Consider the following 24700-nt stretch of genomic DNA (forward strand, 5'->3'; position numbering starts at 1 on the left):
CTAGGTGATTTTTCTTTTCATGTCTTTGTCGAAAAATCCTGCAGAAAATTGTTGGTAATTGGGATATAATAGAAGAAAGTTTAGAGGAAGAGGGAAAGCAATGCGATATTCGGCGGAAAAACTGAGTGAAGAAAAAGTGTTTAAAGACCCTGTTCATCGCTACGTACACGTACGTGATCGCGTGATTTGGGATTTGGTCGGAACAAAAGAGTTTCAACGCCTGCGCCGTATCAAACAGCTTGGCACCACCTTTTTAACCTTCCATGGCGCTGAGCACAGCCGCTTTAACCATTCTCTCGGAGTATATGAAATTGTCAGACGCATTATTGATGATGTGTTTGCAGGCAGACCGGAATGGAATGACGATGACCGTCTTCTTACTCTGTGCGCCGCTCTTCTCCACGATTTGGGGCATGGTCCATTTTCCCATTCATTTGAAAAAGTATTCGACTTCGACCATGAGGATTTTACACAGAACATTGTCTTAGGAGATACAGAGGTCAATTTTATTTTAAAAAAGGTTAGTCCTGATTTTCCCCAGCAAGTTGCTGAAGTGATTGCGAAAACATCTGCCAAAAAGCTCGTGGTCAGCTTAATTTCCAGTCAAATCGATGCGGATCGGATGGATTACTTGCAGAGGGATGCTTATTTTACTGGTGTAAGCTATGGTCAATTTGATATGGAGAGAATTCTTCGTGTTATGAGGCCAAAGGAAGACCAGGTAGTCATTAAGAAAAGCGGTATGCATGCGGTTGAGGATTATATTATGAGCCGCTATCAGATGTATTGGCAGGTATATTTTCATCCTGTTTCCCGAAGTGCCGAAGTGATTTTGACCAAAATTCTTCACCGCGCCAAGCAGCTTTATGAAAACAATTACTCTTTTAAAAACGATCCGATTCACTTTTATTCTTTCTTTACTGACAAGGTAACGTTAGAAGACTATTTAAAGCTAGATGAATCGATTATTATGTATTACTTTCAAATCTGGCAGGATGAAGACGACCAGATTTTAAGCGACCTTTGCCGGCGTTTTGTGAATCGGAATTTATTTAAATATGCCGAGTTTGATCCTGCGAAGGAGTATAAAAAGCTCGCTGAATTGAATCGTCTTTTTGAAAAAGCAGGAATTGACCCTGAATATTATTTAGTTGTCGATTCTTCCTCAGATTTACCTTATGATTTTTATCGTCCGGGTGAGGAAGAGGAGCGTTTACCCATTCATTTATTAATGAAGAGCGGGGAATTGAAGGAGCTTTCTCGAGAGTCCGAGATTGTGGATGCGATCTCTGGTAAAAGGAGAACCGACCATAAACTGTATTACCCTGGTGATTTCTTAGAGGATGAATCCTCGGAAAAAGAAATAAAAAAACAAATACGTAGCCTATTAGAGATATAACCCTGGAGTAGGAGCTGACGAGCGTTGTTAAAAGATCATGCTAAGCTGATGCAGGCTGTTTTAGTATCCGGAGAAATCATCGGGAGAAAAAAGCTGCAAAAGATGATATATATTGCAAAAAAGGTGTCATTTCCGTTCCATGAACGGTTTCAGTTTCATTTTTATGGCCCATATTCTGAGGAACTAACATTACGAGTGGAAGAGCTTTGCAATATGGGATTCCTCAATGAAATCAAAGAGAAAAAGGGCGGCTACTTTCAATACCGCTATACCCTGACAGACACTGGAAAAGAGTTTTTAAGCTTAAACGAAGTGGAAATGCCATGTTTACAAGATTGCCTAGGGGATATGAACGAGCAGAATGCTAGATTCCTCGAGCTTGTTTCGACTGTTTTATATTTTGATAATCTATCGAAAGAAGAAGTAACCGACAAAGTCTTTACTTTAAAAAGCAGCCAGCGTTATACAGAGGAAGAAATCGACCAAGCCTATGCCTATATTGAGGCATTAAAAGAAAAAGCTAAACTTAATTAGAAAAGCGTCCGTGTTTTTGAAGCAGCCTTCAAAGACACGGACACTTTTTTTGTTTATTTATCGCTTGCTCTTACGCCAGCAACACCGTAATGTTCTTTTCGCATTTCTTCAATAAATACGACAACGGCTTCTTTAGGTGCGCCAGTCGTTTCACTGACAGCATCCGTCACCTTTTCAACAAGTGCTCTTTTCTGGTCATCCGTACGTCCTGGAAGCATTCTTACTGTAACATATGGCATTATGTACTCCTCCTTTATGGCTGTGTAAAGGAAATTTTTTAATTTTGGAACCCTGTTGATTTGTGCGGAAAGCGAAGCGCATGGAGCACAAATCAACAGACTAGTAAACACAGCCTATTTCTGTATCATAGATAGTTTAGCAAACATTTTCATTTTATATCCAGTTTCATGTATACTAAAAGGAAAAAAGAGGAGAAATGGGGAAACCGATTTGGAAAATTTAGAAGGATTTCTTGCTTATTCATTAAGGGAAATTCCCTATGTCGCGATTACATTAATGATTGCCTTCACGTTTCATGAATTTGCCCATGCCTACGTTGCCTATAAGTTCGGAGATCATACAGCACAAAAGCAGGGTCGGTTAACATTGAATCCGCTGAAGCATCTTGATCCATTCGGTACCATCTTAATTTTCATCGCTGGATTTGGCTGGGCAAGACCGGTGCCGGTTAACCGCTTTTTCTTTAAAAAGCCCCGCCTTGCAGGTATATTAGTTTCTGTAGCAGGTCCTCTTAGTAACCTTATCCTGGCGGCAATAGGTTTTTTTACTGCCTTTGGATTAGCACGAACAGGATTAGCTTTAAATCTCCCAGGCATTTTTGAATTTCTAGAAATCTTTAACTGGCTGAATTTAGTTCTGTTTGTATTTAATTTATTACCGTTTCCCCCTTTGGATGGCTATCGGATTCTAGAGGATTTGGCGCCAAACGATATTCGAGCAAAAATGACTCAATTTGAACAATACGGAGTATTAATCTTTCTGATTTTGGTGATTACTCCTCTTGATCGCTACACCATCCAGCCGATTTTCCAATTTATTATCCCTGGAATCTGGGAAGGACTAAATAATTTCTTTTATCAACTATTTTTTTAACATAGGAGGTTACTGGTTTAATGGAAGAAAATAAGAAAAAACCAATTGGCTTTAATATTATTAAACCTGACCCGACGGATGGACATAAGGGCTTTGGCAAGGGAGCCTTGAGCCTTGATAATGTTTCTCCAGTTATTGTCGATGTCGACGCAGGTGATGCGGTCATAGATGTCGGAGCAATGCATGCGCGCAGTGTGGTCGAAAAGGGAATTAAGTTCCTTAAGACGAAGGAAGAGGTTCCGAACGGCAAACCGTACTGGCTGGTGTGGGTGACGGTGGATAGAAAACAAGAGGGCCCTTATTATGCCGGAGCCACCGCCTGCGAAATGACCGTGGACCGTGAAATCCGCCGCGGGTACAAGTCACTCCCTGAGCATGTGAACAGGATGGATAAGTCGTTGAAGCGTCATATTATCGTCGACCATATGGACGATAAATCGAAAAAAATCTTATCCGACTTCCTCCAAAATCACAATCAAGACATGTGGAACAATTCAGCCGAAGAGTTGAAAAAAGGCTTGGCGGTTGAATAAATTTAATTTTTTTACAATAGCATTTTTAAAAAATAAGTAGTAAAATTAAGGAAGTGTTTAAGCACGATATAGCACTAGGACACAGAAAAGCTCCGGAGACAATCTCCGGAGCTTTTCTAATTTAATCCAGCTGCAGCGCCTAGGCGCCCCACTTGAAAATCCTTTTATACCAAGGATCCTTTGTATCCTGTTTCTCTTTCGCTGGTTTATCTTCTTTATGCTCTAAATGATCGGTACAGTATTCAGTTGGCTCTGTGCCAGTAACAAAATAGGTAAAACGGCGGACTGGACAGTCTTTTGAGGCAAGTTTGCCGTTTTCAGGATTGACGTAAACGCCAATGACCCCTTCTTTCGGCGGAGTAAATGCCTTGACCGGCTTCCCTTTTAAGGATTCCTCCATGAAATTTGCCCAAATGTTTTTCGCGTAGCTCTTTTCTGCAGTAAGAGTGATCGGTTTCCCCACATCATGACCGGCCCAAACGGCTGTCACCAGCTGTGGTGTAAAACCAATCATCCAGCTGTCAGTCTCGGTTGAACCAGATTTCCCTGCATAAGGACGTGTGATGTCGTCGATAAGGGAATTCCCTGTAACCTTCGAATAGCCGTTCAGCTTCTTATCGAACATTCCTGCCATCATCTGTGTCATAACATAGGCTTTAGCTGGGTCTAGCACTTTCTTAGCCTCGTGGTTTCTTTCAAAAATAACATTTCCATTATAGTCTTCTACTTTTGTAATCAAAGTAGGTTCTACCTTTTTTCCGCCATTTGCAAAAAGGCTATAGGCATTTGCCATGTCAATGACTCGAACGCCTGAAGTACCTAGCGCGAGTGACGGAACATTGTCCATCTTTGTAGAGATTCCAAACTTTTTAGCAGTATCGATTAAGGTATCTACACCCATAAATAAGTGCGTTTTGACTGCGTAGATATTATCTGAGACAGCCAGGGCTTGCGCAAGGGTTATTTCTCCGTCCGCATACTTGTTATTAAAGTTATGTGGTGAATATTCCGTTCTGCCATCATCAAATTTAAAAGTAGTTTTCTCACTTCTCATCGTTGAGGATGGGGTAAAGCCTTGACTTAATGCCGCGTAATAAAGAATAGGCTTAATGGTGGAGCCAGGTTGTCTAATGGCTTGAACCGCACGATTAAACGGGCTTTCTTCATAATTCCGGCCGCCAACCATCGCTTTGATATGACCGTTTTTGGGATCCATGGCGACGAGACCAACCTGGATTTCCGATTCACTTGCAATCGTATCTTGGATTTGTTTTTCCGCAGCCTGCTGCTGCTTTAAATCAAGAGTGGTATATACTTTTAAACCACCAAGTTCGATTGTCCGTTCATCAAGATTGAGTTGATTTTTTAATGCATTTCTTACAGCATCCTGAAAGTAAGGTGCCGCTTCTACAGTTTTATGTGGATGTTCGCCAACAAACGTAAGCGGAGTTTCCTTTGTCTTTCGGGCTGTTTCTTTTTTAATATAGCCGTTTTCTACCATTGTGTTAAGAATAATTCCTTGGCGTCTTGTAGCGTTTTCCAAGGACTCCAGTGGTGAATAGTGGCTAGGTCCTTTTGGGACACCTGCTAACATGGAGCTTTCAGCCAGGGTTAAGTCAGAAGCGTTTTTTCCATAATAAAATTGGCTGGCCGCTTGGACACCATATGCACCGTTGCCATAATAAATAGTGTTTAAATAGCCTTCCAAGATTTCTTCTTTTGAATAATTCATTTCAATCCGAATCGCATAAAAGGCTTCATGCAATTTCCTTGACCACGTCTTGTCGTGCTCTAGGAATAGATTCCGTGCATATTGCTGGGTAATTGTGCTGGCACCTTGAACCTTCGAGCCAGCTTTAATATCAGCAAGAATGGCACCCAAAATTCGTTTATAGTCAAAGCCATTATGTTCATAAAAATTTTTATCTTCAATGGAGATTGTCGCGTTAATCAAATCGGGCGAGATTTCTTCAAGAGGAACCCAGTATCGCTTTTGACCGCTATTGCTTTCACCGATCAGCGTCCCATCACTGGCAAAGAATAAAGTGGATTGTGGGACTGCAAGCGGCGGCGCCCCAAGAATTTTGGCATAACCAAGAATTCCAAGGAAAACAATCAGCATGCATGCCAAGCCTATCAAACTAATGATAATAAAAGCACGCAAGTATTTTATCGTTCTTCGAAACCCATGATTCGTCATCACTTCCACAGTAATACCCTCCTTCGCCCATTTAATAAAAAATGCCATAGTAACAGTATTGAAACAAAATAGGGGTTTTAAACTAGCAAAAAGAAAATTTTTCTAGAAATTTTGATAGATTATGCTAGACTTTTCTTTATGTTTGTAATTCAATAGTTTGGGTACTATAAAAATGGAATGATTTCATAGTATGAGGCTTGAATAAAATAGAATCTGGAAGGAAGATGAAACATGGCAATTTGGTTTACAGAAAAGCAAACTGAAAACTTCGGTATTACAATGAAGATAAATAAAACTTTACATACGGAACAAACGGAATTTCAAAAGCTTGATATGGTGGAAACAGAAGAATGGGGCAACATGCTTCTACTAGATGACATGGTTATGACCTCTGTTAAAGACGAGTTCGTTTACCACGAAATGGTTGCACACGTTCCTTTATTTACACATCCAAACCCAGAGAACGTTTTAGTTGTCGGCGGCGGCGATGGCGGTGTTATTCGTGAAGTATTGAAGCACCCAAGTGTGAAGAAAGCAACGCTTGTTGATATTGATGGAAAAGTAATTGAGTACTCTAAAAAGTTTTTACCAGAAATCGCAGGTATGCTTGACGATCCGCGCGTTGATGTTCAAGTAGACGACGGCTTCATGCACATCGCAAAAAGCGAAAATGAATATGACGTAATTATGGTTGACTCAACAGAGCCAGTAGGACCAGCAGTGAACCTATTTACAAAAGGTTTCTATGCGGGAATCTCTAAGGCATTAAAAGAAGATGGTATCTTCGTAGCACAGTCTGACAACCCTTGGTTTAAAGCAGATCTTATTCGCAGCGTACAACGCGACGTTAGAGAAATCTTCTCGATTACCCGTTTATACGTAGCGAACATCCCAACATATCCAAGCGGACTATGGGCATTCACCATCGGATCTAAAAAGCACGATCCACTGGAAGTAAGCGAAGACCGCTTCCACGAAATCGAAACCAAATACTACACAAAAGAACTGCACAAAGCAGCATTCGTACTGCCTAAATTTGTTGGGGATTTAGTAAAGTAATATTGGTGACAGGCACCGCTCGTGGACACTGTCCACCTCAGGCGGACAGTTAGAACTGTAAATATGAAAAAATAAGTGAGGTTTGATAGATGCGTTTTGATGAGGCTTATTCTGGTAATGTGTTTATAAAGAGTCATCCGAATTTTGAGGAGAGTCAGGTTGTTCTTTACGGAATGCCGATGGACTGGACCGTTAGCTATCGTCCGGGCTCCCGCTTTGGACCATCTCGAATCCGTGAGGTATCGATTGGACTAGAAGAGTATAGTGCATATCTTGACCGCGAGCTGGAAGAGGTTAAATACTTCGACGCTGGTGATATTCCACTACCATTTGGAAATGCCCAAAAGAGCTTAGATTTGATTGAGGATTTCGTTGATCAAGTGTTAGCAGCTGGTAAATTTCCTTTTGGTATGGGCGGCGAGCACTTGGTGTCTTGGCCGGTGATGAAGGCGGTTTATAAGAAATACCCTGACTTAGCAATCATTCATATGGATGCCCATACGGATCTTAGGGAGAACTATGAGGGTGAACCATTATCCCACTCCACTCCGATTCGCAAAATTGCTGAACATATAGGACCGAAGAATGTCTATTCCTTTGGTATCCGCTCTGGGATGAAGGAAGAATTCCAATGGGCAAAAGAAAACGGCATGCATATTTCTAAATTTGAAGTCCATCAACCGTTAAAAGAGGTACTTCCAGAGCTTGACGGACGTCCGGTTTATGTCACGATTGATATCGATGTCTTGGACCCTGCGCATGCGCCTGGTACAGGTACGGTTGATTGCGGCGGGATTACTTCTAAAGAGCTGCTTGCCTCTATTCATGAAATCGCCCGTTCTGGCGTGAACGTAGTCGGCTGTGACCTTGTTGAAGTTGCACCTATTTACGATCCATCTGAACAAACAGCGAACACCGCCAGCAAATTGATTCGTGAAATGCTGCTTGGCTGGGTGAAATAAAAACATTCTTCGTGCCTGTCCCAATCGCGGGGCAGGCATCTTTTGAATTGTGTCTCAACTATCGTTATAATAGAAAAAGTGCCCTAGTCGGCAAACTAGGAAAAATTCCAAGGACCTGCATATGGTTCATTTTTAAAAAAGGGTGTGCGTTTCGTTTGTCAATCCCTGGATTACCTATGAAAATTAATGTCAAGACGACAATTGACCAGCAAGAGACTTTTGAATTGATGGTATTTGGTACATACTTTGAAAAAGGAAATGCTGCTTACCTCCGATATGAGGAAGCGATGGAAGAGGGAAGTGTTCGGACGATTGTAAAGATGGCCACGAATGACGCCCTGATTTTACGAGGCGGTGCCATAAAAATGCGCCTGCCATTTGAATTGAATCGTAAGCTGAATGGCAGTTATGAAATGCCGTTTGGTCAGTTTACAACAGTGACAAAGGCAAAAAGATTAGACTATTCCTATGAAAATGGTAAAGGTCATTTTGATGTTCTTTATGATTTTTCAATGGAGGGTAGTCCGACAAGTACCTACCAGTTAGAAATAGCTTTTCAGGAGGAGAAGAAATGAACATAGTTGAACAGGTTCAAAGTAGATTAAAAGAGGAAATTCGGGCAGCGGTGTTGAAGGCAAATCTTGCGACGGAAGAACAAATTCCTGATGTTGTCCTAGAAATACCGAAGGAAAAGGCGCACGGTGATTATTCAACAAACATGGCGATGCAGCTTGCACGTGTTGCGAAAAAGGCACCACGGGTAATCGCGGAGGCACTTATCGAGAATTTCGATCGTTCAAAGGCCTCCATTGAAAAAATGGAAATCGCGGGTCCGGGGTTCATCAATTTTTATATGAATAATGCGTATCTAACAGATTTGATTCCAACGGTTCTTGATGCTGGGGAAAAGTATGGCGAAACAAACGTCGGCGGCAAGCAAAAGCTTCAAGTGGAGTTTGTTTCAGCGAATCCAACGGGTGACCTGCACCTTGGACATGCACGTGGTGCGGCTGTCGGCGATTCGCTTTCTAATATTTTAGCAAAAGCAGGCTATGACGTTTCCCGTGAATACTATATTAATGATGCCGGTAATCAGATTAATAATCTTGCCCTATCTGTAGAAGCACGTTATTTTCAGGCGTTAGGCATGGAAAAAGCAATGCCGGAGGATGGCTATCATGGTGCGGATATCATTGGGATTGGCAAGTCGCTAGCTGAAGAGTTTGGCGATAAATTTGTAAACGTGGATGAGCAGGAGCGTTTTGATTTTTTCCGCGAGTACGGCTTGAAATATGAAATGGCGAAATTGCAAAAAGATCTTGAGGATTTCCGTGTTTCGTTTGATGTTTGGTACTCTGAAACTTCCCTTTATAAAAATGGGAAAATCGATGAGGCGTTAAAAGTACTTCGTGAGAACGGCTATATTTATGAGGAAGAGGGAGCTACCTGGCTTCGCTCAACCGATTTTGGAGACGATAAGAACCGCGTGCTCATTAAGCAGGATGGTTCGTATACGTATTTGACGCCGGATATTGCTTACCATAAGGACAAGCTTGACCGCGGCTTTGAAAAGCTCATTAATATTTGGGGGGCGGACCACCACGGTTATATCCCGCGGATGAAAGCGGCGATTCAGTCACTTGGCTATGGTGCAGACGCCCTCGAGGTCGAAATCATCCAGCTGGTACATCTGTACAAAAATGGTGAGAAGATGAAGATGAGTAAGCGTACGGGAAAAGCGGTAACCATGCGTGATTTGGTTGATGAGGTCGGCCTCGATGCGACCCGCTATTTCTTTGCAATGAGAAGTTCGGATACCCATATGGATTTTGACTTGGATTTAGCGGTTTCGGAATCAAATGAAAATCCTGTTTATTACGCTCAATATGCACACGCAAGGATTTGCAGTATTCTTCGCTCTGGCGAGGAGCAAGGGATTACAGTTGATAAGAATGCTGATTTCTCATTAATTGGTGCGGAAAAAGAGATTGAGCTGTTGAAGAAGCTGGGCGAGTTCCCGCAAGCGGTTGGAGAGGCAGCAGTGAAGCGCGTGCCGCACCGCGTTACGAACTATATTATGGAACTGGCTTCAACGTTCCACAGCTTCTACAATGCAGAAAAAGTGCTCGATAGCGAGCAGCCTGAACGCACTAAGGCGCGCCTCGCGTTAATCAAAACCGTACAAATCACACTGCGCAATGCCCTCGCATTGATTGGTGTCTCAGCTCCAGAAAAAATGTAAGCTACGGTGACAGGCACCAAATATTCATCACTGCATATTTATCCGTTTTTTGGAAATAGTATAAAGGTGATTTTGAGATGTAGATGGGAGTGACCTTTATGAATGTGGGAAGAGCGAAGGAGATTGCAGAGTCTTTGGAGATGATTAGTGTTACGTATGAGGGATCGCCTGTGATTATTCAGCATGTAGATGACAACACAAAGATGGCGAGGATTTATTCGAAGGCTGATCCGGAGAATGAACGGGAAGTTCCAGTCTTGAATCTTATTGAAGAGTAAGCATTAAATAGTAGTGCATTTGGAGGTACAAATCCATGGCGGTTTGGTACCTCTTTTTTGTTGAAATATCGATTTACACTGCCACGTCAAATTTTTAGCGGTTCTACTATTTGGTCACCATTTACCCCCATGTAAATAGCTTTTTTTTCGGTGATATTTACGGTATAGGTAATAATTCCTGCGTTAGCTATCTCTTTTAGAAAGTCTAAAAAGGGAAGGGTTATGTTTGCGATTGTTTCTAATGCCTTATTTCGATTAAATTGATTGGAAATTACAAAGTTAACTTGGGGTTCTGTTTTTAATTCTGAGCCTCCGCCTTTGTATGTGGCCTGACCTGTGGCAACATCAATATCATATTGAATAATTCCAATTGCAGCTAACTCCTCCAAAAATTCAGCAAAACTTGTTTTTCCTGTACTTCTTCTTTCGATAATCTCATGTAACGCTTTCACTGTTGGTTGGTTACTCATGAACATTCCTCCATCATATTTTGAAAGCAAACAAATGGCTCGGGTGTAAATCCCGAGCCTTTGTCTGCTAATTTACAGTGCTAGTTAACACGTATGCTTAAACACCTTGTGAGTGCTGGTGATTTGGTAATTTGCTCTCTGGATCGTTATTGCCATGCTTTTTATTTTTTTCCTGCTTCTTTTGGTTTTCGGCTAATTTTTGCACGAATTGGCTAGTGCTTTCCATCGACATTCCCTCCTTGTGTGAATCTGTTGTTACTTTAACCATTCCTCTTTAAAAAAATGCAAGGATTATTTAACCTCAATGGCTGCCCCGCTGACTCGTTTATATCCCCGAAGCTTGCTAATATCCTCGACTAATTTCAACGTTGCCTGGTCCTTTGCCTTAGCTTCAATCATGAAATCAACATCCTGTCCGATTTCTTTCAGCATTTTTAACAATGGCATGATAAATTCTAGGTCTACGTAATCGGCATGTGAACGGAATTCCTTTTCAGCCTTGGGCGAGGAAATGTGAATTTTTGGTACAAGATCAACATGATCCCAGGTTTGAAAAATCCTTGGCAGCAGCTCCCCTAGCAGTGTTTCACAAAGGTTGGCCATATGATGATGATAGTCAAATACAAATGGCACTTTTTCTTTTTCACAGGCTAGTAAGGTTTCCTCTGCATTATAGGTTTTATCATCATTTTCTAAGGTCATGGCGCGTTTAATATGCGGCGGCAGCTTTTTTAGATTTTCATGGAAACGGACAATGGTTTCCACCTTATCACCATAGGCACCACCAATATGAATATTCATCATCCCCCTGTCCTCAACTCCCATCGCTTCAAACATCCGATAATGGTATTTCATATCTATGACAGCATTATCAGTTATCTTAGCCTGTGGAGAAGTAAATAACGTGAATTGATTAGGATGAAAGCTAACGCGTATATCATGCTTTTTGATGACATCACCAAGCTCCTTCCATTCCGACTGAAAGGGTGTTACAAAGTCCCACAATATTTCTGGATGGGTGGCTAATGGAACCAATGAACTTGAAAACCGGTATAACTCAATTTCATGAGCAAGATTGTAATAAAGCATTCGTAACGTATGATGGAGATTCAGCTTCGTGAGCTCCAGTAATTTCTCCCTGCGATCCTGTTCAGATAGCTGCTGATAACGTGTAAATGTTAGTGTCTTCGATGGAGAAGCATCCCACAAGGTGATAGCCGTTGAAACATAGCCGAAACGGATCTTCATCGCATATCTCCTTACTATAAAAAGAATGAAAGAGCCACGGCAATGCCTTCCTTAATGGACCTGAAAAAGTTTGGTTTATTGAGGTCTTCCAGCTTTAATGGTTTTGAATCAAGAATATCTTTATGGAGGACATCCCTAAAACGATCTACAAAGGCAGGGTCATAAAAGTAACAGTTAATTTCTTTGTTTAAAAATAAACTTCGTTTATCAAAATTAGCGGTACCGATATCACATAGATTGTCGTCAATCATGATTGATTTTGCATGATAAAAACCATTCATATACTGAAAAACCTGTGCTCCTTCTTTCAACATCAAACGTAAATACCGGTATGAAGCCTCCTGTACAAGCATATGATCAGTGATATATGGAACGACGATGGTAATCTTAATGCCGCGCTTTGCAGCGCGAATGAGTTCATTAATGAGCTTTTTGCTTGGAATAAAATAAGGTGAGCCAATGCTAATGGCCTTTTTTGCGTTTTGAATTAATTGGAGATACTTATCTTCGAGAAAGCCTATCTCTGTCGGTACAAGTTGATGAGCTATTGTCCCTTTTGGCTGCTCAGGAGTATAAAAAGGATCAACTGTCGCTTTTTCAGAGGAGTATTCATTCCAATCAATAAAAAACTCACGTTGTAAAAACGGCACACTTTCCCCAGTAATTTTCAAATGATAGTCACGCCAAGGACTGAGCTTTGGATCCTCGTCAATATATTCCTTTCCAACATTAAAGCCGCCCAGATAACCAATTTTCCCATCAATAATGGATATCTTGCGGTGGTTTCGCACCTGCGAGGAATAAAAGAGAAATGGAAGCCGTATACGGTTGCTAAAGGCAAATTGAACACCGGCAGCACGCAATTCATTAATAGCAGGCTTTTTCACTCTATGACTGCCAATCCGGTCGACCAACAGTCTGACTTCAATTCCTTCCTTTGCTTTTGCCTTTAAAATATCAAAAAACTGCTGGCTAAATTGGTCATCCCTCACGATATAAAAAAGGATATGAATATGGCTGGCGGCATTTTTTAATTCATGAAAGTAATCTGCAAACAGCTCTTTTCCATGTGGGAAAATATCAAAGTTTCCAAACAGAATCGGTGTTTCTCGTTTTTGAAAAAGAGTTAGATGCTTTTTTCTGCCAAAGGTAAAATCAAGGTAAAACCATACAATGATAAGAAGTATAAGAGCGATGACTATGGATGGTAAATTCATTCCGTATCGTTCCTCCAATCATTTTTTTAGGTTTGCCAAACAGGGGCTATAGTATGAGTTTGATAAAAGGTAAATAATTTTTTCAGAAAACCATTTGACTGAATGCTCATTCATTATATAATGGTGTTAATAGTATTCAGAAAATTGGTTTGTTTTAAAATTTTCTAGTAAGAGTAAACAATAGAAAACAAGGGGGCATATTGAATGAATGGGCTTTTATGGGTAAACCTCATTGCATTCCTGGCTGTAACCGCTTACGCGATCAGTCTATTCGTTTACGTAGTGAAAACGAGGATTGATTTCATTAAGCTTGGGAAAAAAGTCGAGTTTGACAACAATGTCAAAGAACGAATGCAAAAAATCTGGGTTAATGTTTTTGGTCAAAAGAAGCTATTAAAAGATAAAAAAAGTGGTATCATGCACGTCATGTTCTTTTATGGCTTCCTTCTTGTCCAATTTGGTGCGATTGATTTTATTTGGAAGGGACTAGTTCCGGGTTCTCATTTACCACTTGGACCGCTTTATGCTGGATTTACCTTTTTTCAAGAAATTGTAACATTAGTGATTCTCGTTGCTGTCATTTGGGCATTTTACCGACGATATGTTGAAAAACTTGTCCGCCTGAAACGAAATTTTAAATCTGGTCTTGTGTTAATTTTTATCGGTGGTTTAATGCTGTCCGTTCTAGTAGGAAACGGAATGGGCATTATATGGCACGGTCATGAAGCCACTTGGACAGAGCCAATTGCATCGTTAATTGCGCTTATTTTTTCAGGAATTGGTGAAACCGCTTCAATTGTCATTTTTTATGCGGCATGGTGGCTGCACTTATTGTTCTTATTAACTTTCTTAGTGTATGTTCCACAATCCAAACACGCACACTTAATTGCCGGACCGGCAAACGTATATTTTAACCGTTTAGAAAAACCAGGTAAGTTGAAGAAGGTCGATTTTGAGGACGAGTCACAAGAATCCTTTGGTGTTGGAAAGATTGAGGACTTTACGCAGCACCAAATGATCGATTTTTATGCCTGCGTGGAATGTGGACGCTGTACCAATATGTGTCCAGCAACAGGTACGGGAAAAATGCTGTCACCAATGGACTTAATTGTAAAAATGCGTGATCATCTCACGAATCATGGTGCGGCCGTTACATCCAAGCAGCCTTGGGTGCCGACCTTTGCGTTTGGCAACACAACAGGTAACCAAATCGCACTTGCAGCAAGCGGTCAAGGTGCCCAAGAAACTGCTGCCACACTTGCTTACAATCCAAGCTTGATTGGCGACGTAATTACCGAAGAGGAAATCTGGGCTTGTACCACCTGCCGAAACTGTGAGGACCAATGTCCAGTAATGAACGAGCATGTGGATAAAATTATCGACCTTCGCCGTTATCTTGTTTTAACAGAAGGAAAGCTTGACGCAGATGCTCAGCGCGCGATGACGAACATTGAACGACAAGGCAATCCGTGGGGCTTAAACAGAAAAGAGCGCGAAACATGGCGTGAAGTTCGCGAGGATGTTGAAATCCCAACGGTAAAAGAAATGAACAAAAAAGGCGAAGAATTCGAATACTTATTCTGGGTTGGTTCCATGGGATCCTACGATAACCGCAGCCAGAAGATTGCCTTATCGTTTGCTAAGCTTTTGAATGAAGCTGGTGTGAAGTTCGCGATTCTTGGCAACAAAGAGAAAAACTCTGGTGATACACCGCGCCGACTCGGCAATGAGTTCTTGTTCCAAGAGCTTGCTACGAAAAATATCGAGGAATTCGAAAAGGCTGAGGTTAAGAAGATTGTTACGATTGACCCGCATGCCTACAATATTTTCAAAAATGAATACCCTGACTTCGGTTTAGAGGCTGAGGTTTATCACCATACAGAAATTCTTTATGAGCTCGTTCGTGACGGAAAACTTGTACCGAAACATGCAGTCAATGAAAAAATAACCTTCCATGATTCTTGTTATCTAGGCCGTTACAATGATGTCTACGATCCACCAAGGGAGATTTTGAAATCAATCCCTGGTGTACAGCTTGTGGAAATGGAAAGAAACAGAGAAACGGGAATGTGCTGTGGGGCAGGCGGCGGCTTGATGTGGATGGAGGAAGAAACCGGACACCGCATTAACGTGGCTAGAACCGAGCAAGCGATTGCAGTCAATCCTTCCATCATCAGTTCCGGATGTCCGTACTGCTTAACGATGTTATCAGATGGAACCAAGGCAAAAGAAGTAGAAGAAAAGATTGCAACCTATGATGTGGCAGAGCTTTTAGAAAAAGCAGTCTGTGGGGAAGTAGCATAGAAAAGCAGATTGACGGAGCCGGACAGTATTAGAAGGTAGAGGCAGAAGTTGATTTAAGGATTACCTGAATTCATAAAATCTTAAGAATTTTGTGTAAAACATTTCAACTTTTGCCTTTTTTTATGTAAAATAGATAGTGGGTAGGAAAACGCTTTCAAATGTTGGGAATTTTTTTTGCTTCTATATCGAGCGAGCGTTCAGTCGGTAATGATTTAAAGCGATAAAAAGGGAGTGTTTTGGATGGGAAGAACAGTTATTTTAAGTGGAGTTAGAACACCATTTGGAAAATTTGGCGGAGCACTTAGCAGCTTAACTGCGGCACAGCTCGGAGGAATAGCCGTGAAAGAGGCGATTGCACGAGCAGAGGTTAAGGGCGAAGACGTGCAGGAGGTTATTTTAGGTACGGTTTTACAAGGCGGCCAGGGGCAAATTCCTTCACGTCAAGCAGCAAGAGAGGCTGGACTTCCTTGGGAAGTAAAAACAGAAACCATCAATAAAGTATGTGCATCCGGTATGCGCAGTGTCACGCTAGGGGATCAAATTATCCGTGCGGGCGACGAAGATTTGATTGTATCAGGCGGCATGGAATCGATGAGCAATGCACCATATATTTTACCAAAAGCACGCTGGGGACTAAAAATGGGCGATTCGTCCGTAAAGGACTTAATGATTCATGACGGCTTAAGCTGCAGTTTCACCGGCGTTCATATGGGAACATACGGGAATTCTACTGCAAAAGAAATGGAGATCAGCCGAGAAGCCCAAGATGAGTGGGCATATAGAAGTCACCAAAGAGCGATTGCCGCAATAGAAGGCGGTATTTTTGCAGAAGAAATCGTGCCTGTCACCGTACCGCAGCGTAAAGGTGCACCGGTTGTCGTCGAGCATGATGAATCACCACGAAAAGACACCTCAATCGAAAGACTTTCTAAATTAGCACCTGTTTTTAATTCGGATGGAACGATCACGGCAGGGAACGCGCCTGGAATCAATGACGGTGCAGCAGCCCTCGTTCTGATGAGTGAAGAAAGAGCGTTACGTGAAGGCAGAAAGCCGGAAGCAATTATCTTAGGACACGCAGCGATTGCCCTTGAAGCAAAGGATTTTCCACAAACACCAGGAGTCGTCATCAATAACTTATTAAAAAAGACCGGTAAAAACGTAGAAGACATCGACCTATTCGAAATCAATGAAGCCTTTGCTGCTGTTGCTTTAGCGAGCGGAAAAATTGCCGGCCTTGACCCGGAAAAGCTCAATGTCAATGGCGGTGCGGTCGCCCTTGGTCATCCAATCGGCGCGAGCGGTGCCCGTATTATTATCACCTTAATGCACGAGTTAAAGCGCAGGGGTGGCGGAATTGGGATTGCCGCGATTTGCAGCGGCGGAGGACAGGGCGATGCGGTTATGATTGAGGTTCCTAGAGCTTAAGCGATTTCCGGTTTCCATATATTGTCTAAACGTCCAAAAGGGTTTGGAAAAAGTCCATAACCACAAGAAAAAAGTCCAAAAGGGCATATAAATGGTCCAAAACACACTGAAAAAAGTCTAAAAGACGCTGAAAAAAGTTCAAAACAAAAAATATATCGAAATAACTAACTAAAAAAAGGGGCTTGAATGCATTTCAAGCCCAAATTGGAGGGGAAATAATGAAGGTTGAAAAAATTATGGTTATTGGAGCCGGTCAAATGGGCTCTGGGATTGCTCAGGTTTGTGCACAGGCTGGCTACACGGTGTATCTTAACGATTTAAAGCCAGATTTTGTGGAACGCGGTTTGAGTGTTATCGGCAAAAATTTGTCTCGTCATGTGGATAAAGGACGAATGACAGAAGAGCAAAAACAAGAAGTATTAAACAAAATTATCGCTTCTTCTGACCTGCAGGATGCCCGTGGTGTCGACCTCGTCATTGAGGCAGCGGTTGAAAATATGGAAATTAAAACAAAAATCTTCGCGCAGTTGGATGAAATTGCCCCGGCACATGCGATTTTGGCGAGCAATACATCATCTCTGCCGATTACAGAAATTGCAGCTGCCACGAAACGTCCGGAAAAGGTAATTGGGATGCACTTTATGAACCCGGTGCCTGTAATGAAGCTCGTGGAAATCATCCGTGGTTTGGCAACGGCAGATGAAGTCTACCAAGTGATTGAGGATATGACCAAGACGCTCAGCAAGGTTCCGGTTGAGGTAAATGACTTCCCTGGATTTGTGGCGAATCGAATTCTGATGCCGATGATCAATGAAGCCATTTATACACTGTATGAAGGTGTGGCGACCAAGGAAGCAATTGACGATGTCATGAAGCTTGGGATGAACCACCCGATGGGTCCGTTGACGCTGGCTGATTTTATCGGGCTCGATACGTGTCTTTATATAATGGAAACCCTACATGAAGGCTTTGGTGATACAAAATACCGTCCATGCCCGCTGCTGCGTAAGTATGTTAAAGCTGGCTGGGTTGGGAAAAAATCAGGTCGAGGCTTCTACACATACGAATAGTCTGGAGATGAAACTATGAATCTAAGATTTTCAGAAGAGCAGGAAATGATGCGGAAAATGGTGCGCGATTTTGCCGAAAACGAAATTGCACCGTTTATAGAGCGGATGGAGAAGGGCGAATTTCCTCGGGAGATACTCCGGAAAATGGGTGAACTTGGCCTGATGGGAATTCCGGTTCCGGAAAAATACGGCGGTGCCGAGATGGATTTTGTCTCTTACATCATCGCCATCAACGAGATTTCACGAGTAAGTGCTACAGTGGGCGTGATTCTCTCTGTTCATACGTCCGTCGGAACGAACCCAATCTTATATTTCGGTTCGGAGGAGCAAAAGAAGAGGTTTTTACCAAAACTGGCATCAGGTGAGTATTTGGCGGCCTTTTGCTTAACGGAGGCAGGCTCAGGTTCGGATGCAAAAAACATGAAATCCCGGGCGGTAAAAAAGGATGACCATTATGTCATCAACGGCTCGAAAATGTTTATCACCAACGGCGGGGAAGCAGATGTTTATATCGTATTTGCATCAACCAATCCTGAATTGGGCAGCAACGGAATCTCCGCGTTTATTGTGGAAAAAAACTCACCAGGCCTAGTAATTGGCAAGGATGAACATAAAATGGGACTTCATGGCTCTCGTACGGTACAGCTTACCTTTGAAAACATGATTGTACCAGCTGAAAACCTTTTGGGTGAGGAAGGCGAAGGCTTTAAAATTGCGATGTCGAACCTGGATGTTGGGCGAATCGGCATTGCTGCACAAGCGCTTGGGATTGCGGAGGCGGCATTAGAAGCAGCAGTGGGGTATGCAAAGGAACGTCAACAGTTTGGCAAACCGATTGCTGCTCAGCAGGGAATTGGGTTCAAATTGGCGGATATGGCGACAAATGTGGAAGCTGCTAGACTATTACTCTATCGGGCAGCGGATTTGCGCGCACAGGGTATGAAGTGCGGGTTGGAAGCTTCAATTGCTAAGTTATTTGCGTCAAAAACGGCTGTAGAAAATGCTATTGAAGCGATTCAAGTGTTTGGCGGCTATGGCTATACAGAGGACTACCCAGTCGAGCGCTATTTCCGTGATGCCAAAGTGACCGAGATTTACGAGGGAACCAGCGAGATTCAACGGATTGTGATTAGTAAATATCTATAATTTGTAGATATATTCCGTAAGTTTGTAGATATATAAGAGATTTGTGTAGATAACGAACTGGAATGTGTAGATATCTGTGGGATTTGTGTAGATATCGGCCAGAATTGTGTATATATTCAGGCCAATTTTAGAAGGTGTACGGTTTATTGTAGAAGCTGTATGGTTTTTTGTAAAAGCAGTACGGTTATTTGTAAGAACTGTATGGTTTTTCGAAACAACGGTGCGATTATTAGAGAACTTACCTTGAGGAGGACGTATATAATGAACTTTCGCTTATCTGAAGAACATGAAATGATTCGAAAAATGGTTCGAGATTTTGCTAGAAATGAGGTTGCTCCAACAGCGGCTGAGCGTGACGAGGAGGAGCGTTTTGATCGTGAGATTTTTGACAAAATGGCGGAGCTTGGTTTAACGGGAATTCCGTGGCCGGAGGAGTACGGCGGAATTGGAAGCGATTACCTTGCGTACTGTATTGCGGTCGAAGAGCTATCAAGAGTTTGCGCATCAACGGGTGTAACGTTATCGGCACACACTTCATTAGCAGGCTGGCCGATCTACAAATTCGGTTCCGAGGAGCAAAAGCAACAATATCTTCGTCCAATGGCAGAAGGTAAAAAAATCGGCGCCTACGGCTTAACGGAGCCAGGAAGCGGTTCGGATGCAGGCGGGATGAGAACGACAGCAAGACGTGAAGGAGATCATTACGTCCTTAATGGTTCAAAAATTTTCATCACCAATGGCGGAATAGCGGATATCTACGTGGTTTTCGCGTTAACAGATCCATCTAGCAAACAAAAAGGAACGACTGCATTCATCGTAGAAAGTGACTTCCCAGGCTTCTCGGTTGGTAAAAAGGAAAAGAAACTCGGGATTCGTTCGTCACCAACAACGGAAATTATTTTTGAAGAATGCCGGCTGCCTGTCGCCAACGTACTTGGTGAAGAAGGCGAGGGCTTTAAAATTGCGATGATGACGCTTGATGGCGGCCGTAACGGTATCGCAGCACAGGCCGTTGGAATTGCGCAGGGTGCACTTGACGCTGCGGTGGATTATGCAAAAGAACGTCAGCAGTTTGGCAAGCCAATTGCAGCTAACCAAGGAATCGGCTTTAAGCTTGCGGATATGGCAACAAACATTGAAGCAGCAAGACTATTAACCTATCAAGCTGCATGGCTGGAGTCGCAGGGTCTGCCGTACGGCAAGGAATCGGCAATGTCTAAACTATTCGCTGGTGACACCGCGATGAAGGTAACAACGGAGGCTGTTCAGGTGTTTGGAGGATACGGTTATACAAAGGATTATCCAGTAGAGAGATATATGCGCGATGCAAAAATCACGCAAATCTATGAAGGAACACAAGAAATTCAGCGCCTTGTTATTTCTAGGATGATAACTAAGTAACCATTTAATGAATAAAGGCGGTAAAAAGGGATGAAAAAGCGTGAAGTGCAAGCTTCAGTGAAAGATGAACGCCTTGTACAAAGAAGACGGGATCAGATGATCAAAGGGGCCGTTTCACTTTTTAAAGAAAAAGGGTTTCACCGGACGACGACAAGGGAAATTGCGAAGGCTGCAGGCTTTAGCATTGGGACGTTATATGAATATATTCGTTCGAAGGAAGACGTCCTTTACCTCGTTTGTGATAGCATATATGACCATGTGAGCGAGCGGCTTCAAGAGGACCTTGAAGATAAGCAGGGCACACTGGAAAGCCTAAAGCATGGGATTGCCAATTATTTTCGCGTTATTGATGAAATGCAGGAGGAAATCTTGGTCATGTATCAAGAGGCGAAGTCGCTTACCAAGGATGCCCTTCCGTATGTGTTGAAAAAGGAAATTGAGATGGCGGCGATGTTTGAAAAACTCATCGCGCTGTGTGTGGAAAATGGGGAATTGAACTTAACTGAAAATCAGGTGAAAATTCTTTCGCACACGATTATTGTCGAAGGACAAATGTGGAGCTTCCGCCGCTGGACTTTGCAAAAATTATTTACATTAGAAGAATATATTGAATTGCAAACGGAGTATTTATTTTCGGGAATCAACGGACTTAGTCAGGCCCAGAAAAAAGGAACGATAACGAAATAAATTTTTTGAAAAACAAGGGGGAGACATATGAGTACGACGGAAGTTTATCAACCGAAGCACCATATTCGTTTTGTAACGGCGTCGAGTTTGTTTGATGGACATGATGCTTCGATTAACATTATGCGGAGAATTCTGCAAGCGAGCGGAGCAGAGGTCATCCATCTTGGTCATAACCGTTCGGTCGAAGAGGTTGTCAATGCGGCGATTCATGAGGACGCACAGGGGATTGCGATTTCTTCTTATCAAGGCGGTCATGTGGAATACTTTAAGTATATGTACGACTTGCTGAAGGAAAAAGGGGCGCCGAACATCCGCATTTATGGCGGCGGAGGCGGTGTTATTATCCCGCGCGAGATTAAGGAACTGCATGATTATGGGATTGCCTGGATTTTCTCGCCGGAGGATGGCCGGAAACTAGGGCTTCAAGGAATGATTAACCGTATGCTGGAGGAGTGTGACTTCCCAACCGTTAGTGCTGATCATTCGGAACATATTGAAAAGTTGCCAACGGGTGATGTGAATGCAATTTCGAAACTAATAACCCTAGCTGAGCTTCATGTTGATAGCAACCGGGAAGCGGCAGCTGCTGCGGAAAGTCTGCTTGAAAAAGTAAAATCGCTAACGAAAGAGATTCCTGTTGTTGGAATCACTGGTACGGGCGGTGCTGGTAAAAGTTCACTAACCGATGAATTGATTCGCCGTTTTATCAATGAACTTCCTGATAAAAAAGTGGCGATTCTATCTGTTGACCCGACGAAGCAAAAAACAGGCGGCGCTCTTTTAGGCGACCGAATTCGGATGAATGCGATTTTCAATCCAAATGTTTATATGCGCAGCTTAGCGACACGTTCTTCAAAAACTGAGCTTTCACTTGCCATTAAAGATGCTGTATCGGTTGTAAAGGCGGCTGGATTTGACCTTGTGATTGTAGAAACGAGCGGAATTGGCCAGGGTGATGCCGAGATTACCGAGATCTGTGATGTTTCCCTTTATGTCATGACCAGTGAATTCGGTGCACCTACGCAGCTTGAAAAGATTGATATGATTGACTTTGCTGACTTAATTGTCATTAATAAATTTGAGCGTAAGGGCTCTGAGGATGCCTTGCGTCAGGTGCAAAAGCAATACCAGCGCAGCCATATGCTGTTTGAAAAAGATACAAGCGAAATGCCGGTATACGGTACGATTGCCAGCCAATTTAATGATCTTGGCACCAATGCTTTATTTGCAGCATTAGTTGAAAAAATAAATGAAAAGATGGGCACAGATTGGATTACTTCTTTTAATAAATCTGCGTTAGTAGAAAAGCAAAATGTGATTATCCCAACTGACCGCCGTTATTATCTCCGGGAAATATCGGAGACAGTCCGCCGCTATCATCAAAAAGCTGAAGAACAGGCAAATATTGCCCGGAAATTATTCCAACTTGAAGGGGCGATTGCAGCGGTCAAGGAGACAGAGGGCAATGCTGAAGTCCTTATTTCCTTAGAAGCCATTAAGCAAGCAACGGAAGAGAAATTAACGCCAGAGTCGAAAAAAATACTGAATGGCTGGGAGAAAACAAAGGCTGCTTACCAGGCGGATAAATTTGTAACGAGAATTCGTGACAAAGAAATCATTACCATTTTAAAAACAAAAAGCCTTTCCGGCATTGACATTCCAAAGGTGGTTTTACCAAGATATAAAGATTATGGTGAAATTCTCCGCTGGGTGTATCGCGAGAATGTACCAGGTTCTTATCCGTTTACAGCTGGAGTGTTTCCGTTCAAACGAGAAGGGGAAGATCCGAAACGTCAGTTTGCTGGCGAAGGTACACCGGAGAGAACGAATCGCCGTTTCCACTATTTATCCAAGGATGATGATGCAAAACGCTTAAGTACCGCATTTGACTCGGTCACATTGTATGGCGAGGATCCGGATCACCGTCCAGACATTTTTGGGAAGATTGGCGAAAGCGGAGTCAATGTGTGTACACTAGATGATATGAAAAAGCTTTACGACGGATTTGACCTTTGTCACCCATCTACATCGGTGTCGATGACGATTAATGGTCCTGCTCCAATTATCCTAGCGATGTTCATGAATACGGCAATTGACCAGCAGGTGAAGAAAAAAGAAGCAGAGCTTGGGCGTGTGTTAACGGTTGAGGAATTTGCACAGGTGAAGGCGTATACGCTAAAGTCTGTCCGCGGTACCGTGCAAGCGGATATTCTAAAAGAAGACCAGGGTCAAAATACGTGTATTTTTTCAACAGAGTTTGCCTTACGAATGATGGGCGATATTCAACAGTATTTCATTGAGAAACAGGTGCGTAACTATTATTCTGTTTCGATTTCTGGTTATCATATTGCAGAGGCGGGTGCGAATCCGATTTCGCAGCTGGCATTTACACTATCGAACGGATTTACGTATGTGGAGTATTATTTAAGCCGCGGGATGAACATCGATGACTTTGCACCAAACTTATCGTTCTTCTTCTCTAATGGCTTGGATCCTGAATATACGGTAATTGGCCGGGTGGCCCGCCGGATTTGGGCAAGTGTGATGCGTGATAAATACGGTGCGAGTGAACGCAGCCAAAAGCTGAAGTACCATGTTCAAACCTCAGGCCGCTCGCTGCATGCACAGGAAATTGACTTTAATGATATTCGCACCACTTTACAGGCATTGATGGCTTTGCAGGACAACTGTAATTCGCTTCATACCAATGCATATGACGAAGCGATTACGACTCCGACAGAAGAATCGGTACGCCGTGCGATGGCGATCCAGATGATTATCACAAAAGAACATGGATTAGCGAAAAATGAAAATCCACTTCAAGGTTCTTTTGTTGTGGAGGAACTGACGGACCTTGTTGAGGAAGCGGTTCTTCAAGAATTTGAACGCTTAAATGACCGCGGCGGTGTTCTTGGTTCAATGGAAACCCAGTATCAACGCGGAAAAATTCAAGATGAATCCATGTACTATGAAATGAAAAAGCATACAGGCGAGCTGCCAATTATCGGAGTGAATACCTATTTAAATCCGAATCCACCTTCTGCGGAAGACATCGACAGCATGGAGCTGGCAAGAGCGTCTTATGAGGAAAAGGAATTGCAAATAACCAATTTACGCGCCTTCCAACAGGCACATGTCGCCGAAACCGGAAAAGCATTAGAAAAGTTGAAAGCAGCAGCAGTCAACAACGAAAATATCTTTGCACAATTAATGGAAACCGTAAGAGTAGCCAGCCTCGGACAAATTACAAAGGCACTATATGAAGTTGGCGGGCAGTATAGAAGAAATATGTAAATAATATATTTTAACAATGGCTTATCAAAATTATAAGCCATTGTTTTTTATGTTAGCTAATAATAAATAGTATTAGATATTGGCACCCTGTTGATTGGAACGGAAGGCACGAAGA

At 42.5% G+C, this 24700-nt stretch carries 22 protein-coding genes; 16 read left to right on the forward strand and 6 right to left on the reverse strand.

Translation table 11 applies throughout. The features are described 5' to 3' along the window. The first annotated feature begins 100 nt into the window (after nt 1–100). Together CHI06_RS05860 and CHI06_RS05865 are read left to right on the forward strand one after the other, a co-directional pair. Nucleotides 101–1399, forward strand: a complete 1299-nt coding sequence (locus tag CHI06_RS05860; RefSeq protein ID WP_095247492.1) for an HD domain-containing protein — start codon at nt 101–103, stop codon at nt 1397–1399. A 24-nt stretch (nt 1400–1423) separates the two neighbouring features. Beyond that, nucleotides 1424–1933: a YwgA family protein gene (locus tag CHI06_RS05865; RefSeq protein WP_095247493.1), complete on the forward strand. Its 510-nt coding sequence runs from the start codon at nt 1424–1426 to the stop codon at nt 1931–1933. A gap of 53 nt (nt 1934–1986) precedes the next feature. Here the strand turns inward: CHI06_RS05865 and CHI06_RS05870 are convergent, their stop codons facing one another. Further along, nucleotides 1987–2172, reverse strand: coding sequence for a 2-hydroxymuconate tautomerase (locus CHI06_RS05870; RefSeq protein ID WP_095247494.1), 186 nt, complete (start codon nt 2170–2172; stop codon nt 1987–1989). A 277-nt stretch (nt 2173–2449) separates the two neighbouring features. Between CHI06_RS05870 and CHI06_RS05875 the strand changes: the two genes are divergently transcribed. Continuing rightward, nucleotides 2450–3046 carry a site-2 protease family protein gene (locus CHI06_RS05875; protein ID WP_095247511.1) on the forward strand — a complete coding sequence of 199 codons (597 nt, stop codon included), beginning with the start codon at nt 2450–2452 and terminating at the stop codon, nt 3044–3046. Between the two features lie 20 nt (nt 3047–3066). Then, nucleotides 3067–3579 (forward strand): YwhD family protein, encoded by a 513-nt coding sequence (locus tag CHI06_RS05880; protein ID WP_095247495.1) that lies wholly within the window; start codon nt 3067–3069, stop codon nt 3577–3579. A gap of 139 nt (nt 3580–3718) precedes the next feature. Here CHI06_RS05880 and CHI06_RS05885 read toward each other — a convergent pair whose 3' ends face one another. After that, a complete protein-coding gene (locus CHI06_RS05885; protein WP_095247496.1) occupies nt 3719–5788 on the reverse strand; it encodes a transglycosylase domain-containing protein in 2070 nt (689 codons plus the stop codon). A gap of 222 nt (nt 5789–6010) precedes the next feature. Here CHI06_RS05885 and speE point away from each other — a divergent pair, with 222 nt between their 5' ends. From speE to CHI06_RS05910, 5 genes are all read left to right on the forward strand, one after another. Then, complete coding sequence (speE, locus tag CHI06_RS05890) at nt 6011–6838, forward strand: spermidine synthase (protein WP_095247497.1); 828 nt, start codon at nt 6011–6013, stop codon at nt 6836–6838. An 89-nt stretch (nt 6839–6927) separates the two neighbouring features. Beyond that, nucleotides 6928–7800, forward strand: a complete 873-nt coding sequence (gene speB, locus CHI06_RS05895; RefSeq protein ID WP_095247498.1) for an agmatinase — start codon at nt 6928–6930, stop codon at nt 7798–7800. Nucleotides 7801–7955: 155 nt separating this feature from the next. Next, a complete protein-coding gene (locus CHI06_RS05900) occupies nt 7956–8375 on the forward strand; it encodes a DUF1934 domain-containing protein (protein WP_257009172.1) in 420 nt (139 codons plus the stop codon). Beyond that, on the forward strand, nt 8372–10042 hold the full coding sequence (gene argS, locus CHI06_RS05905; protein ID WP_095247499.1) for an arginine--tRNA ligase: 1671 nt from the start codon (nt 8372–8374) through the stop codon (nt 10040–10042). The genes CHI06_RS05900 and argS overlap by 4 nt, the downstream gene beginning before the upstream one ends. Before the next feature lie 98 nt (nt 10043–10140). After that, nucleotides 10141–10320 carry an H-type small acid-soluble spore protein gene (locus tag CHI06_RS05910; protein WP_095247500.1) on the forward strand — a complete coding sequence of 60 codons (180 nt, stop codon included), beginning with the start codon at nt 10141–10143 and terminating at the stop codon, nt 10318–10320. An 86-nt stretch (nt 10321–10406) separates the two neighbouring features. Here CHI06_RS05910 and CHI06_RS05915 read toward each other — a convergent pair whose 3' ends face one another. The 4 genes from CHI06_RS05915 to cls all read right to left on the reverse strand — a co-directional run bounded on the left by CHI06_RS05915 (nt 10407) and on the right by cls (nt 13255). Continuing rightward, on the reverse strand, nt 10407–10790 hold the full coding sequence (locus tag CHI06_RS05915; RefSeq protein WP_179292538.1) for a DUF1398 family protein: 384 nt from the start codon (nt 10788–10790) through the stop codon (nt 10407–10409). Nucleotides 10791–10887: 97 nt separating this feature from the next. Beyond that, the gene (locus CHI06_RS05920) at nt 10888–11016 is read right to left on the reverse strand and encodes a DUF4023 family protein (protein ID WP_081954341.1); all 129 of its coding nucleotides are present in this window, start codon (nt 11014–11016) and stop codon (nt 10888–10890) included. Between the two features lie 65 nt (nt 11017–11081). Further along, complete coding sequence (gene uvsE, locus CHI06_RS05925) at nt 11082–12038, reverse strand: UV DNA damage repair endonuclease UvsE (RefSeq protein WP_095247502.1); 957 nt, start codon at nt 12036–12038, stop codon at nt 11082–11084. Between the two features lie 14 nt (nt 12039–12052). Next, complete coding sequence (gene cls, locus CHI06_RS05930) at nt 12053–13255, reverse strand: cardiolipin synthase (RefSeq protein WP_095247503.1); 1203 nt, start codon at nt 13253–13255, stop codon at nt 12053–12055. Nucleotides 13256–13459: 204 nt separating this feature from the next. On the opposite strand from cls, the gene CHI06_RS05935 reads away from it, so the two are divergent. The 7 genes from CHI06_RS05935 to icmF all read left to right on the forward strand — a co-directional run bounded on the left by CHI06_RS05935 (nt 13460) and on the right by icmF (nt 24585). Beyond that, a complete protein-coding gene (locus tag CHI06_RS05935; protein WP_095247504.1) occupies nt 13460–15559 on the forward strand; it encodes a heterodisulfide reductase-related iron-sulfur binding cluster in 2100 nt (699 codons plus the stop codon). Nucleotides 15560–15799: 240 nt separating this feature from the next. Further along, complete coding sequence (locus CHI06_RS05940; RefSeq protein ID WP_095247505.1) at nt 15800–16987, forward strand: acetyl-CoA C-acetyltransferase; 1188 nt, start codon at nt 15800–15802, stop codon at nt 16985–16987. A gap of 218 nt (nt 16988–17205) precedes the next feature. Beyond that, on the forward strand, nt 17206–18057 hold the full coding sequence (locus tag CHI06_RS05945) for a 3-hydroxybutyryl-CoA dehydrogenase (protein WP_095247506.1): 852 nt from the start codon (nt 17206–17208) through the stop codon (nt 18055–18057). Between the two features lie 15 nt (nt 18058–18072). Beyond that, nucleotides 18073–19203 carry an acyl-CoA dehydrogenase gene (locus CHI06_RS05950; protein ID WP_095247507.1) on the forward strand — a complete coding sequence of 377 codons (1131 nt, stop codon included), beginning with the start codon at nt 18073–18075 and terminating at the stop codon, nt 19201–19203. Between the two features lie 261 nt (nt 19204–19464). Next, nucleotides 19465–20604: an acyl-CoA dehydrogenase gene (locus CHI06_RS05955; RefSeq protein ID WP_095247508.1), complete on the forward strand. Its 1140-nt coding sequence runs from the start codon at nt 19465–19467 to the stop codon at nt 20602–20604. A gap of 30 nt (nt 20605–20634) precedes the next feature. After that, nucleotides 20635–21291 (forward strand): TetR/AcrR family transcriptional regulator, encoded by a 657-nt coding sequence (locus CHI06_RS05960; RefSeq protein WP_095247509.1) that lies wholly within the window; start codon nt 20635–20637, stop codon nt 21289–21291. Nucleotides 21292–21318: 27 nt separating this feature from the next. After that, a complete protein-coding gene (gene icmF / locus CHI06_RS05965; RefSeq protein ID WP_095247510.1) occupies nt 21319–24585 on the forward strand; it encodes a fused isobutyryl-CoA mutase/GTPase IcmF in 3267 nt (1088 codons plus the stop codon). Nucleotides 24586–24700: the final 115 nt, after the last annotated feature.

The organism is Bacillus sp. 7884-1 (genome assembly GCF_002272245.1).
In the GTDB taxonomy this organism is placed as follows: domain Bacteria; phylum Bacillota; class Bacilli; order Bacillales; family Cytobacillaceae; genus Neobacillus.